This is a genomic window from Rhizorhabdus phycosphaerae (genome assembly GCF_011044255.1).
Lineage (GTDB): Bacteria > Pseudomonadota > Alphaproteobacteria > Sphingomonadales > Sphingomonadaceae > Rhizorhabdus > Rhizorhabdus phycosphaerae.
The window spans coordinates 4,267,129-4,278,773 of sequence record NZ_CP049107.1; the positions used below are offsets into that span (position 1 = coordinate 4,267,129).

Consider the following 11,645-nt stretch of genomic DNA (forward strand, 5'->3'; position numbering starts at 1 on the left):
AGAGTGAATCGATGAACGCCGTTACCGAGAATCTGACGGGCCTCGACCTGCGCGCCGAGATCGAGCGGCTGCGCAAGGAGCGCAATGCCGTCATCCTGGCGCATTATTACCAGACCCCGGAGATTCAGGACCTCGCCGATTTCGTCGGCGACAGCCTCGATCTTTCACGCAAGGCCGCTGCCACCGATGCCGACGTCATCGCCTTTTGCGGCGTGCGCTTCATGGCCGAAGTCGCCAAGATCCTGTCGCCCGAGAAGACCGTGATCCTGCCCGACATGGACGCCGGCTGCAGCCTGGAGGACAGCTGTCCGCCCGAGGAATTCGCCCGCTTCCGCGCCGCTCACCCGGACCATCTGGCGCTGACCTATATCAACTGCTCGGCAGCGGTGAAGGCGCATAGCGACATCATCGTGACCTCGTCCTCGGCCGAGACGATCCTGTCGCAGCTTCCCGCCGACCAGAAGATCATCTTCGCGCCCGACCGCCACCTGGGCGGCTATTTCGCCCGCAAGACCGGTCGCGACATGCTGCTCTGGGAAGGCAGCTGCATCGTCCACGAAGCCTTCTCGGAAACCGAGCTGCTCAAGCTCAAAGCGCAGCATCCGGGCGCGCCCGTCGCGGCGCACCCCGAATGCCCGGTGCACATCCTCGACCATGCCGACTATGTCGGTTCGACGCGGGGCATCCTTGATTATGTGCTGCGTTCGGAGGCCGAGACCTTCATCGTCGCCACCGAGCCGCACATCATCCACCAGATGGAAAAGGCCGCGCCGCACAAGCATTTCATCGGCGCTCCTGGCGCCGACGGAAACTGCAATTGCAACATGTGCCCGTACATGGCGCTCAATACGATGGAGAAGCTCTATCTGGCGCTGCGCGACCTGAGCCCGCAGATCCATGTCGACGAGGACACCCGCGTGAAGGCGAAGCGCTCGCTCGACCGGATGCTGGAAATGACCGGCGGCCTGTCGGGTCCGGATGTGGGGCGTCCGAAGCTTTAACGATCGACGGCCACTGACCCGGGAATAGCGGATGACCTTCACCCTTCCGAACTTCGATCTGGATGCCTTCGTCCGCACGACACTCGCCGAGGATATGGGAAGCGGGGGCGATATCACCTCAGCGGCGACGATTCCGGCGGATGCGCTGTTCGAGGGCGAGATGGCGAGCCGGGACGCGATCAGCGTCGCCGGGCTTCCGCTGGCCGAAGCCTTCTTCCGTGCGCTCGATCCCGAGGTCGAGATCGAGATGCTGGCGGCCGACGGTGACTGTGTCGCGCGGGGCGGCGTACTCATGCGACTGCGGGGCAGGGCGAGGGCGCTTCTGACGGCCGAGCGCTCCGCGCTCAACACGGTCCAGCATCTGTCCGGAGTGGCGACGCTGACGCGCAGCTATGTCGATGCCATTGCCGGGACGGGGGCGACCCTGCTTGACACGCGCAAGACGATTCCCGGCCTGCGCGTGCTGGAGAAATATGCGGTACGGATGGGCGGCGGCACCAACCACCGGATGCGGCTCGATGACGCGGCGATGATCAAGGACAATCATGTCGCGGTGGCCGGCAGCATCGGTGAGGCAGTGCGCCGGGCGGTGTCGGCCGGTATCGCGCAGGTGATCGTCGAGGTCGACCGGATCGACCAGATCGAGCCCGCGCTGGAGGCGGGGGCGACGCATCTGCTGCTCGACAATATGGACCCGCCGACGCTGCGCGGCGCGGTGACGCTGGTCGGTGGGCGGGTGCCGACCGAGGCCTCGGGCGGGGTGCGGCTCGACACGATCAAGGCCATCGCCCAGACGGGCGTGACCTATGTATCGGTCGGACGGCTTACCCAGTCGGCGCCGGCCGCCGATATCGGGCTGGACTTCCGGGCGGTCTGACGATGCGGCGGGCTGCCCTTCTCGTCGCCCTTACAGTGTTGGCCGCAGCGCCTGCGTGCAGCCGCAAGGCGCCGTCCTGCGAGGCCCCCGCCAGCCTGCCGCGCCCGATGCTCGAAGGGCCGACGAGCGAGCAGCCGCGCCGCCTGCTGCCGATCGGCAGCTATACGCTGGCGGTCAGCTGGTCCCCCGAATATTGCGCCGACCGCACCACCAGCCCGCGCGATCATTTCCAGTGCGGCGGAGAGCGCAGCTTCGGCTTCACCCTCCACGGACTGTGGCCCGACGGCGAGGGTGCACAGTGGCCGCAATATTGCCGCCCGACGCGGCTGGTGCCTGAAAAGGTCATCCGCGAGCATGTCTGCACCACGCCTTCGCCGCAGCTGATCCAGCACGAATGGGAGAAGCACGGCACCTGCATGAGCAAGACGCCGGAAGCCTATTTCGCCAGGAGCGCCGCGCTCTATTCGGAGCTGCGCTTTCCCGAGATGGAGGAATTGCGGGGCAAATCGATGACCGCCGCCGCTTTCCAGGAGGCGTTCGCCAAGGCCAATCCGGGAATGAAGGCCGATCAGATGCGGCTCAACGTCGACAAGGCTGGCTGGTTCGAGGAGGTGTGGCTCTGCCTCGACAAGCAGTTCCGAAGGATGAGCTGCCCCGCCCATCAGGGCGGCGCCAAGCCCGATCAGGTCATCCGGATACGCTGACCCGCATCAGTTCTCGTCCTGGACCGCGTTGGACCCCACGACGCCCTTGAACCCCTGCGCGATCACATACCATTCGGACGAGTCCTTGCGGCTTGCGGGCGGCTTGGCATGTTTGACCGTGGTGAACAGGCGCTTGAGCTCGGCGACGAGGCTGTGGTCGGCGCCGCCCGCGAGTACCTTCGCAACATAGGTGCCGCCCGGCCGCAGCACCTCGCTCGCGAACTGACAGCCGGCCTCGACCAGTGCCATGGTGCGCAGATGGTCGGTCTGCTGGTGGCCGACCGTGTTCGCGGCCATGTCCGACAGGACGATGTCGGCCGGTCCGCCCAGCGCGTCGGCGAGCAGGGCAGGGGCTTCCTCCGCCATGAAGTCCATCTGCAGGATGATCGCGCCGTCGATCGGGTCGGTCGGCAGCAGATCGATCCCGACCACAGCGGCCTGCGGGCAGACCTTGCGCACGACCTGCGTCCAGCCGCCCGGCGCGATGCCGAGGTCGATCACGCGCTTGGCGCCGCGCAGGAAATGGAAACGCTCGTCGAGTTCGATCAGCTTATAGGCTGCGCGCGAGCGATAGCCTTCGGCCTTGGCCTTGCGGACATAGGGATCGTTGAGTTGCCGTTCGAGCCAGCGCGTCGAAGCGGCAGTGCGCCCCCTGGCTGTCTTGACGCGCTGCTTGCCACCGCTTCCGCCCCGGCTCACGAGGCGAGCCTCGCGCGGTCGCGCGCCATCAGCGATCGCAATATCCCCTCGCGGATGCCGCGATCGGCAACGCCCAGCCGCTCGGCGGGCCAGATGTCGAGTATCGCATCGAGGATCGCACAGCCGGCGACGACCAGGTCGGCGCGCTCATGCCCGATGCAGGGCAATTCTGCGCGCTCCTCCACGGTCATGCCCGCGAGTCGCGCGCTGATGTCGCGCATTGCCGGTACCGGCACCACCAACCCGTCGATCAGTCGCCGGTCATAGCTCGGCAGGTCAAGATGGACGCTGGCGAGGGTGGTCACCGTCCCGCTGGTCCCCAGCAGCCGGCCCGGCTTTCCGGCCCTTTCGAGCTTCGAGGCGAAGGCTGCAAAACTCTCGTTCACGCGGGCGCGCATCCTTGCATAGCTGTCGAGCAGCGAGTCCCGATCGTCGCCCACATGGGGCACGGTTTCCGACAGCGAGACCACGCCCCAAGGCGCCGAGAACCAGTCGATGATGCGCGGTGGTTCATGATCCGCGTCGATCAGGATGAGTTCGGTCGAACCGCCGCCGATGTCGAAGACGAGCGCCGTGCCTTCGCCCGGTTCCAGCAGCGCGTGGCAGCCGAGCACTGCAAGGCGCGCTTCCTGTTCCGGGGTGATGATCTCGAGCGCGATGCCGGTTTCGCGATAGACGCGCTGGACGAACTCGCGGCCATTGCCCGCGCGCCGGCATGCTTCGGTGGCTACCGAGCGGACCAGCGAGACGCGCCGTCGACGCAGCTTGTCGGCGCAGACCGAAAGCGCGCTGACCGCGCGGTCCATCGCGGCTTCGGACAACATGCCGGTGGCCGCCAGCCCTTCGCCGAGGCGGACGATCCGCGAAAAGGCATCGACCACGACGAACCCGTCGTCGGCGGGACGCGCGATCAGCAGGCGGCAATTGTTGGTGCCGAGGTCGAGAGCGGCATAGCTGTTGCGTGGGGGCCCGTTCAGAGACGGAGGACGTGTCCTGCGCCCGCCCTGATTATGCGGTCGCGACACGCCTGGGTTGGGACCAGACGCCATATTGTTCGATCTCTTTCATCACCATGCAACCTTCTGATGCATGGCACTTGAGGTGGAGCGTAATCGGAGATCACGCCCACGGCAAGACCGCGCCCGTATCTGTTGACAGCAGCCGACAGCCTCCTTATGTGCGCCGCTCTGCCACTGGTGCCCCGTCGTCTAAAGGTAAGACTACGGACTCTGACTCCGTCAATTGAGGTTCGAATCCTCACGGGGCATCCACTCTCCTGCAGCGTTGCACTTCCGCCACATCGGACAGGCTCCATCGCTTCGCGCGATAGTGGGTCTTGCGCGACCGTCGCGTCTGCATATTCTCTGCTATCGGAGAGGGTGCCTCCTGAACGCAATGGGGGAGCCGACATGCCGAACAAGACTCTGAGTCGATTCGAACAGACCGGGCGCCTGATCGCCAAGAGCAACTGCTTCGCGCTGCGCTGCGAGGATGGCGGGGAATATTGGCTGGAGATGGATCGCATCCCGCAACATCTGCTCGATCAGCGGGTGCGGATCGACGGGGTCATGTTCGGAGCCAGCCTGATTGCGGTCGAAGGAATCGGTCCGGCCTGAAACCTGCCCGCGCGGCGCGAGCGGTCAGTTTCGCGAACGATGCTTTTACAGATGTGATGTACCGATCGGTATACTGATGCGTTAGACGATGACCGGGGCACGAGGCCGTGCTCCTGAAAGGGACATCGCCATGCGCCGCTCCATCATCGACCAGCCCCTCTCCAGGACCGTTGCCGCCGGGTGCAGCTGCCTGTCGATGTCGGAGCGCACATCGCGCGCCAAGCTGGCGCCCCGGCAGATGGTGCTGGGCGCTGGCGTCGCGACGGTGGCGCTGCTGCTGCTCTGGATCGGTCGGGCGACGGAGGCGGCCACCGAATCGCTTCCGCTCGCGGTGGTCGCCATGGCGTTCGCCTTCCTCGTCCTCGTCGCCCTGTGGAGCGCGGTCGCGGGAGACGGCGCCCGGCGCTGAGGCTTTGGCGAGGGTCCGGGATATTCGCCGGGCGCCATGCGTATAGCGGGGGATGCGCGCCTCCCGCTTTGCCTTTCCCCTCGCCATGCTCGTCTTCGTCGCGGCCCTGATCCTCGGTGTCCGCGAATGGGCGCGGGGCCATCCGCAGGACATGCCCTGGACTCCGCTGAACCTCGCTGACCGCGCGGGCCGCTTCACCAATTACAAAATCGCTGCCTTGCACGAGGACATGCCCGCCTGCGTTCGCCTGCTCACGGATGGCGGCGAGCGTTTCACCAACTTGCCGCCGGTAGAGAGTAGCGCGCCGCAATGCGGTTATGCCAATGGCGTCCGCCTCGCTTCGGGCGAGCGATTTTCCATCGTGCCGGTCGCCAATGTCGCCTGCCCGGTCGCAGTCGGGTTGTTCCTGTGGGAACGTCAGGTGCTGGAGCCCGCCGCGCAGCGTCATTTCGGAAGCTCCGTCGTCAGGGTGGACAGCTTCGGCAGCTATTCCTGCCGGCCGGTCCGGGGCGGGCGGGAAGGGAACTGGAGCGAACATTCGACGGCAGACGCGATCGACGTCGCCGGATTTCGGCTGGCGGACGGAACCCGCATATCGATCGCCGCGCATTGGGCCGATCGGGGCGCCAAAGGGGCCTTCCTGCGCGAGATACGCGATGGCGCCTGCGCCAGCTTCGCCACTGTCCTGTCGCCCGACTATAATGCGCTCCATCGCGACCATCTCCACCTCGACCAGGCGGATCGCGGCGGGTGGAGCTTCTGCCGCTGACCGGCGTCCATGCGTAGCGCGACGCATGGACAAGGGACCGGTCGCATGGTGTGCTGCGTCGATGACGGGCGAACATCGGACAGGACATGGTGCGGACGGGCATGCGCCCCGCGCAGGGCCCGACTCCGATCGTTCCGATAGCGACGGGGCACGGCTGCCGAAGGACGGTCAGCCGGGGCGACAGGAGGATGGCAGGGATGCGCAACGGCAACAGCAACAGTGATCGTGCCGCGCGCGCCCTTGCAGCACTGATGCTCCTGCTTGCGCCGGGCACAAGCGCTGCAGCCGGTCGCGGGCCGGGGGCGATGCTGATGCTCGACAGTCATCTCGATACGCCCGCGTCGCTCGACCTGCCCGGCTGGCGGATCGAGGATCGCCACCGGTTCGATGAGGATTTCACGCAGGTCGACCTGCCCCGGATGAAACGCGGCGGTCTCGATGGCGGCTTCTGGGCGATCTATACGCCGCAAGGGGCGCTCGACCGGGAAGGGAAGGCGGCGGCGCGCGACTTCGCCTTCCGTCGCGCGGTTTCGATCCGGGAGATGGTGGCCTCCCATCCCAGGACGATGGCACTCGCGCTGACGGCCGACGATGCCAGGCGCATCGACCGCACCGGCCGGCGCGTCGTCTATATGAGCATCGAAAATGCCTACCCGCTCGGCGACGATCCGAGCCTGGTGCGCAGCTTCCATGCGATCGGCGTGCGCATGCTCGGGCTGGTCCATTTCGCGAACAACCAGTTTGCCGACAGCTCGACCGATCCGGGCGGCCCGCGCTGGGGCGGGCTGAGCCCGCTCGGTCGGGAGCTGCTGGCAGAAGCCAATCGCCTCGGCATGCTGGTCGACGCGTCGCATGCGTCGGACGCCGTGCTGGACCAGTTGCTGGCGCAGTCGCGCGCGCCGATCGTCCTGTCGCATTCGGGCTGCAAGGCGATCTACGATCATCCGCGCAACGTGGATGACGAGCGGCTGCGGCGCTTGGCGGCGGCCGGCGGGGTCATCCAGATCAACAGCTACGAACATTATCTGAAGCCGATTCCGCGTAACACCGAGCGCGACGCGGCGCTCAAGGCGATATCCGCCCGGATGGATCGCGACGGGCTCTCGGTAGCCGAATATCACGCGCTGCTCGCCGAACGGCGGCGGGTCGTCGAACGCTACCCGGTCGCCCACGCAAGCTTCGACGACTTCATGGCGCATCTGCTCCACGCGCTGAAGATCGTCGGCGTCGACCATGTTGGCATCGGTCTGGATCTGGACGGCGGAGGTGGCGTCGAAGGGATGGAGGATGCGGCGTCGGTGTCGCGCATTGCCGCCGCGCTGAAGGCGAGGGGATATGACGATGTCGCGATCGCCAAGGTCTGGAGCGGCAATCTGCTGCGCGTTCTGGCCGCCGCCCAGGCAGCGGCCGACCCGCCCGCTGGGTGAGCCGGGCCTCGATGTCAGCCTTCAGCTTCTGTGGATCAGGTCGGGCGGGATTTCCGCATAGGGCATGATCATCCTGCCGTCGGGTGCTGCGGTGAAGGTCGTCTGCGTGGGATAGGCGAAGTCTATGCCTTCGCGGGCAAAGCTCTCCAATATCTCGATGCAGATCGCGTGCCGCGTTGCATTGAAGACCTCCACATCCTCGTCGATGACGTCGAACAGCAGTTCATAATCGAGGCTGGAGGCGCCGAAGTTGGTCATGCAGCAATGCAGGAAGACCGCCTTGTCGTGCGCGGTGACGATCGTCTTCACGATATCCGGCAGGCGGCGGCAGGTCTCGGGGCTGGTCTGGTAGGTCACCCCCAGCATCAGCGTGGCCCGACGCCGCATCGTGTGGGCCAGGTTGCGCAATTCCTTGTTGAGCAGGTTGGTGTTCGAGATCACCACCTCCTCGCCGGTCGTCGCCCGCACCCGCGTCGTCTTCAGTCCGATGGATTCCACTGTGCCGACGGTCTGGTCCCACCGGACCGTGTCGCCGCGGCGGAAGGGGCGGTCGAAGATGATCGCGAGCGAGGCGAACAGATCCGAGAAGATGCCCTGCGCAGCTAGGCCGATGGCGATGCCGCCGATACCGAGGCTGGCGACGAGGCCGGTGATATTCACCCCGATATTGTCGAGGATCAGCAGGGTCGCGACGATGAAGCAGATCGAGGTGACGAGGAGCCGGATGATCCCGATTGCCGAGCCGAGCGTCGAGGAGCCTGATTCCTCGTCGCCGGCACGATATTCGACGATGCCGATGATCAGCTCGCGCACCCACAGCGCCGCCTGCAGCGCGGCGGCGACGGTGAACAGGAAACCGATCGTCGTCGATATGACGGCCGGCGGGGCCGCATAGCCGCTGACCAGGCGGGCCGCGAGGGTCACGATGAAGAACAGGTTGGTGCGTGAGATCGCCCGGCCGATGATCTTCGGCCAGTGTCCCACATGCTCGCGGCGGCACAGCCGGGTTCCCAGCATTCGAAGCCCGTAGAGGACAGCGATGATAACCGCGCCGATCGAGCAGGCGATGACGATGCTCATATAATGGGTGGCGATCCATCCCATCGTCTGGTCGTAGAAGATTTCCGCGTCGCTCAGCGATTTGGCGAGAGTGGCGTCTCCGCTGGCGGCAGCTGCTTTGGTTACGGGCATTCGGTCTCCGCTTGAGGGCTATTTGCTTCCGACGCTGCCCCAACGCGCCTGCGTCCGACGTCGTTCCGGCTTCGATTCGTTTTCTGCCTGCTGGGCCGCCAGCGCAGCCTCTGCCTCGGCGGCTTCGCGTTCGGCCTGCGCCTGGGCTTCCGCGTCGACCTCGCGGCGGCGGCGGCGGAACGGATTCCAGGCCTTTTTCTTCACATGGGTCTGGACGTAGCGGTCGAACGATATCTCCACCGCGATCAGGAAATAGATATAGGGCTGGAAGGCGATGCCCACGAACGAGCATCCCAGCATGAAGATCAGGTGGCCATGCTGCAGGGCGCTTGCGAGGGGCGCGACCCAGGCATGTTCGCCTTCCTCCTTCCGGTAGGTTCGTCGGATGGTTTCCATTCGGAACACGCCGATCAGGTGGACCGCCAGGAACATCAGCAGACCCGGATAGCCCTGTTCGCCGAGCATTTCGAAATAGGCGTTGTGGAAGGCACGGCCGGCGTCATAGCCGATCACTTTCACCGTCGTTCCGTCGGCGGTCCTGTAACTCATGTCGATTTCGAGCTTGTTGCCGATATAGGAATTGAAGCCTCCGCCGAGCGGATGGCTGGCGGCGTAGTCGATCGTCCATTTCCACACGGCGAGCCGGGTTGCAGCCGAAGAGTCCCCCTTGTAGCCTTGGATCGTGTCCATGCGCTGGGTGTAGCTTTTGGGCAGGAAGGGTATGCCACCGATGACGATACCCGCCACCACCGCGAGATAGAGCATGCGCCGCTTGGCAGCGCGCAGCTCGAGCAGGGCCATCAGCGCGATGCAGAGCAGGCCGGTTCGCGTCTGCGTGCCGATGGGGATCAGCAGACAGGCGAAGGCCAGCGCATACCAGTAGAGCCGCGTCAGCAGCGTCGGCTTCACGATCGACGAATATTTCGCCATGTAGAGGATCAGCGGGATCGAGCAGATCGCAAAAGCGGAAATCGTGCTGCTTTCGTACATGCCGCTGTTGTTGGCGACCATCAGGTTGAGAACGCCATAGCCGCCGCCGCCCGCCAGCGTCTTGGCGCCGCCCACCACGGCGATCGACGACAGGCACAGCAGCATGAACAGCAGCACCCCCTCGATCCGGGCGCGGGTGTAGAGCGTCATCGGCATGAAGATGGAGAAAACCATCGCCTTCCACACCCAGTCCCATTTTTCCTTGGCGGCGTCCGGAAAAGCGGCGGTCAGCGTCGTGAAGCCGCACAGCAGCAGGAGCAGGATCAGGATGATCTGGCGCGGTGAGGGGCGGGCCTGGCTCTTGTCGTCGTTGATCGCCCAGCCCAGGAAGGCGGCGATGAAGACGATCAGCGAGATGGGGATCGAACTCAGCAGATAATAGGACAGCCGCTGCGGCGAGACGATGTCGACGTAGATATAGGCCAGCACGAACAGGAAAGGGCGGCGCAGGCCTGCCAGCAACAGCGCGACCAGAAAGCCGATGAGGAACAGGTCACGCACGGTCGGATCCCGGCCTGTGTTCGCCTGTTTCGACCCCGGCGCGGCGCTTCATTGGCTTTTTCGGTAGGATCGGCTTGAAATGGCGGCCCGACTGCTGCGGCTCTTCGTTCAGATAGGGATGGACGAGCAGCTTCCACGCCACGATCCCCAGCAGGAAGTGGGCGAGCAGCAGTGAAAGCGTGTCGATCATGACGGGGCGGCCCGATTCCGGTTGACATGTGCAGCGTCTTGAGGCGCGTTCCGGCGCACATGAAGATACTCCACGTCCTAGATCATAGCCTGCCGATCCACAGCGGCTATACTTTTCGTACGCGGGCAATCCTCAAGGCCCAGCAGGCGATGGGCTGGGAGGTGAGGGGGGTGACGGGGCCGCGTTACAACACGCCTTCGCCCGATCCCGCCGTCGAGGAAGGGCTCTCCTTCGATCGCAGTGGACCGGCGCGGGGCGGACCGACCCCGATCGGTGAATGGCGCGAGGTGGCGGCGCTGCGCCGGCGCGTGCTGGAGGTCGCGCAGGCGTGGAAACCCGATCTGATCCATGCCCACTCCCCCGCGCTCGTCGGTCTTGCTGGGCTGCTCGCCGCGCGGCGGCTGGGGCTGCCTTTCCTGTACGAGATCAGGGCCTTCTGGGAGGATGCGGCGGTCGGCAACGGTACCGGCCGGGAAGGTTCGTTCAAATATCGGGCGGTCCGCGCGCTGGAAACGCATGTGGTGTCGCGCGCCGATGCCGTCGCGGTGATCTGCGAGGGTCTGCGCGGCGATCTGGTCGCGCGGGGCGTGCCAGCCGACGAGATCATGGTGTCGCCCAACGGCGTCGACCTCGAGCTGTTCGGTGCGCCGCCGCCGCCGGACCGCGCGCTGGCGGGGACGCTCGGCCTCGACGATGCCGAGGTGATCGGCTTCATCGGCTCTTTCTACGATTATGAAGGGCTGGATGACCTCGTGGCGGCGATGCCCGCGCTGGTCCAGCGTCGCCCCCGCGCGGCCTTGCTGCTCGTCGGCGGTGGCCCGATGGAGGAAACGGTGCGCGAACAGGCCGCGCGTTCGCCCGTTGCCGACCGCATCCATTTCGTCGGTCGCGTGCCGCATCAGGAGGTCGAGCGCTATTACAGCCTGATCGACATACTCGCCTATCCGCGCAAGTCGATGCGGCTGACCGATCTGGTGACGCCGCTCAAACCGCTCGAAGCAATGGCGCAGGGGCGTCTTGTCGCCGCGTCGAATGTCGGCGGGCATCGCGAGCTGATCGAGGACGGGGTCACCGGCCTGCTGTTCCCGCCCGACGATCCTCCGGCACTCGCCGATGCGCTGGCAGGGCTGCTGCAGGATCGTTCCGGCTGGGACGAGCGGCGCGAGGTGGCGCGTGCGTTCGTGGAGCGCGAGCGCAACTGGGCGGTCAATGTCGCTCGCTACAGTCCCGTCTACGACCGTCTCGTCGGCGCTTCCGGAGCTGCGAAATGA

The 11,645-nt window shown here is 65.7% G+C and carries 13 protein-coding genes and 1 tRNA gene; 9 read left to right on the forward strand and 5 right to left on the reverse strand.

All coding sequences use genetic code 11. From position 1 onward, the window contains the following. Positions 1-11: 11 nt before the first annotated feature. From nadA to G6P88_RS19890, 3 genes are read left to right on the forward strand one after another with little or no spacing between them, the layout of a single operon-like run. Positions 12-1,001: a quinolinate synthase NadA gene (gene nadA, locus G6P88_RS19880; RefSeq protein WP_165324750.1), complete on the forward strand. Its 990-nt coding sequence runs from the start codon at positions 12-14 to the stop codon at positions 999-1,001. Positions 1,002-1,032: 31 nt separating this feature from the next. Continuing rightward, positions 1,033-1,878: a carboxylating nicotinate-nucleotide diphosphorylase gene (nadC, locus tag G6P88_RS19885; protein ID WP_165324751.1), complete on the forward strand. Its 846-nt coding sequence runs from the start codon at positions 1,033-1,035 to the stop codon at positions 1,876-1,878. Between the two features lie 2 nt (positions 1,879-1,880). Beyond that, positions 1,881-2,582 carry a ribonuclease T2 family protein gene (locus tag G6P88_RS19890; RefSeq protein ID WP_165324752.1) on the forward strand — a complete coding sequence of 234 codons (702 nt, stop codon included), beginning with the start codon at positions 1,881-1,883 and terminating at the stop codon, positions 2,580-2,582. Positions 2,583-2,588: 6 nt separating this feature from the next. On the opposite strand, the gene G6P88_RS19895 is transcribed toward G6P88_RS19890, so the two are convergent. Together G6P88_RS19895 and G6P88_RS19900 are read right to left on the reverse strand one after the other, a co-directional pair. Further along, positions 2,589-3,281 (reverse strand): RlmE family RNA methyltransferase, encoded by a 693-nt coding sequence (locus tag G6P88_RS19895; RefSeq protein WP_165324753.1) that lies wholly within the window; start codon positions 3,279-3,281, stop codon positions 2,589-2,591. Further along, the gene (locus G6P88_RS19900; protein ID WP_165324754.1) at positions 3,278-4,330 is read right to left on the reverse strand and encodes a Ppx/GppA phosphatase family protein; all 1,053 of its coding nucleotides are present in this window, start codon (positions 4,328-4,330) and stop codon (positions 3,278-3,280) included. Before G6P88_RS19900 ends, G6P88_RS19895 begins: the two co-directional genes overlap by 4 nt. Before the next feature lie 148 nt (positions 4,331-4,478). Here G6P88_RS19900 and G6P88_RS19905 point away from each other — a divergent pair. The 5 genes from G6P88_RS19905 to G6P88_RS19925 all read left to right on the forward strand — a co-directional run bounded on the left by G6P88_RS19905 (position 4,479) and on the right by G6P88_RS19925 (position 7,502). Then, positions 4,479-4,552: transfer RNA gene (locus G6P88_RS19905), tRNA-Gln, on the forward strand. A gap of 138 nt (positions 4,553-4,690) precedes the next feature. Further along, on the forward strand, positions 4,691-4,897 hold the full coding sequence (locus G6P88_RS19910) for a DUF5818 domain-containing protein (protein WP_165324755.1): 207 nt from the start codon (positions 4,691-4,693) through the stop codon (positions 4,895-4,897). Positions 4,898-5,027: 130 nt separating this feature from the next. After that, the gene (locus G6P88_RS19915; RefSeq protein ID WP_165324756.1) at positions 5,028-5,306 is read left to right on the forward strand and encodes a hypothetical protein; all 279 of its coding nucleotides are present in this window, start codon (positions 5,028-5,030) and stop codon (positions 5,304-5,306) included. 52 nt (positions 5,307-5,358) lie between these two features. Beyond that, positions 5,359-6,075 (forward strand): extensin-like domain-containing protein, encoded by a 717-nt coding sequence (locus G6P88_RS19920; RefSeq protein WP_165324757.1) that lies wholly within the window; start codon positions 5,359-5,361, stop codon positions 6,073-6,075. Positions 6,076-6,326: 251 nt separating this feature from the next. After that, positions 6,327-7,502, forward strand: coding sequence for a dipeptidase (locus G6P88_RS19925; RefSeq protein WP_226946857.1), 1,176 nt, complete (start codon positions 6,327-6,329; stop codon positions 7,500-7,502). Positions 7,503-7,523: 21 nt separating this feature from the next. On the opposite strand, the gene G6P88_RS19930 is transcribed toward G6P88_RS19925, so the two are convergent. From G6P88_RS19930 to G6P88_RS19940, 3 genes are read right to left on the reverse strand one after another with little or no spacing between them, the layout of a single operon-like run. Continuing rightward, positions 7,524-8,693, reverse strand: a complete 1,170-nt coding sequence (locus G6P88_RS19930; RefSeq protein WP_165324759.1) for a mechanosensitive ion channel family protein — start codon at positions 8,691-8,693, stop codon at positions 7,524-7,526. Positions 8,694-8,711: 18 nt separating this feature from the next. Continuing rightward, positions 8,712-10,184 carry a putative O-glycosylation ligase, exosortase A system-associated gene (locus tag G6P88_RS19935; protein ID WP_165324760.1) on the reverse strand — a complete coding sequence of 491 codons (1,473 nt, stop codon included), beginning with the start codon at positions 10,182-10,184 and terminating at the stop codon, positions 8,712-8,714. Next, positions 10,177-10,374 carry a hypothetical protein gene (locus G6P88_RS19940; RefSeq protein WP_165324761.1) on the reverse strand — a complete coding sequence of 66 codons (198 nt, stop codon included), beginning with the start codon at positions 10,372-10,374 and terminating at the stop codon, positions 10,177-10,179. Before G6P88_RS19940 ends, G6P88_RS19935 begins: the two co-directional genes overlap by 8 nt. A 59-nt stretch (positions 10,375-10,433) precedes the next feature. Here G6P88_RS19940 and G6P88_RS19945 point away from each other — a divergent pair, with 59 nt between their 5' ends. Next, on the forward strand, positions 10,434-11,645 hold the full coding sequence (locus tag G6P88_RS19945; protein WP_165324762.1) for a TIGR04063 family PEP-CTERM/XrtA system glycosyltransferase: 1,212 nt from the start codon (positions 10,434-10,436) through the stop codon (positions 11,643-11,645).

Excerpts from the sequence above, each read along its gene's own strand:
- nadA (WP_165324750.1), top strand. The coding sequence starts at position 12 with ATGAACGCCGTTACCGAGAATCTGACGGGCCTCGACCTGCGCGCCGAG.
- nadC (WP_165324751.1), top strand. The coding sequence starts at position 1,033 with ATGACCTTCACCCTTCCGAACTTCGATCTGGATGCCTTCGTCCGCACG.
- G6P88_RS19890 (WP_165324752.1), top strand. The coding sequence starts at position 1,881 with ATGCGGCGGGCTGCCCTTCTCGTCGCCCTTACAGTGTTGGCCGCAGCG.
- G6P88_RS19900 (WP_165324754.1), bottom strand. The coding sequence starts at position 4,330 with ATGGCGTCTGGTCCCAACCCAGGCGTGTCGCGACCGCATAATCAGGGC.
- G6P88_RS19910 (WP_165324755.1), top strand. The coding sequence starts at position 4,691 with ATGCCGAACAAGACTCTGAGTCGATTCGAACAGACCGGGCGCCTGATC.
- G6P88_RS19915 (WP_165324756.1), top strand. The coding sequence starts at position 5,028 with ATGCGCCGCTCCATCATCGACCAGCCCCTCTCCAGGACCGTTGCCGCC.
- G6P88_RS19920 (WP_165324757.1), top strand. The coding sequence starts at position 5,359 with ATGCGCGCCTCCCGCTTTGCCTTTCCCCTCGCCATGCTCGTCTTCGTC.
- G6P88_RS19925 (WP_226946857.1), top strand. The coding sequence starts at position 6,327 with ATGCTCCTGCTTGCGCCGGGCACAAGCGCTGCAGCCGGTCGCGGGCCG.
- G6P88_RS19930 (WP_165324759.1), bottom strand. The coding sequence starts at position 8,693 with ATGCCCGTAACCAAAGCAGCTGCCGCCAGCGGAGACGCCACTCTCGCC.
- G6P88_RS19940 (WP_165324761.1), bottom strand. The coding sequence starts at position 10,374 with ATGATCGACACGCTTTCACTGCTGCTCGCCCACTTCCTGCTGGGGATC.
- G6P88_RS19945 (WP_165324762.1), top strand. The coding sequence starts at position 10,434 with ATGAAGATACTCCACGTCCTAGATCATAGCCTGCCGATCCACAGCGGC.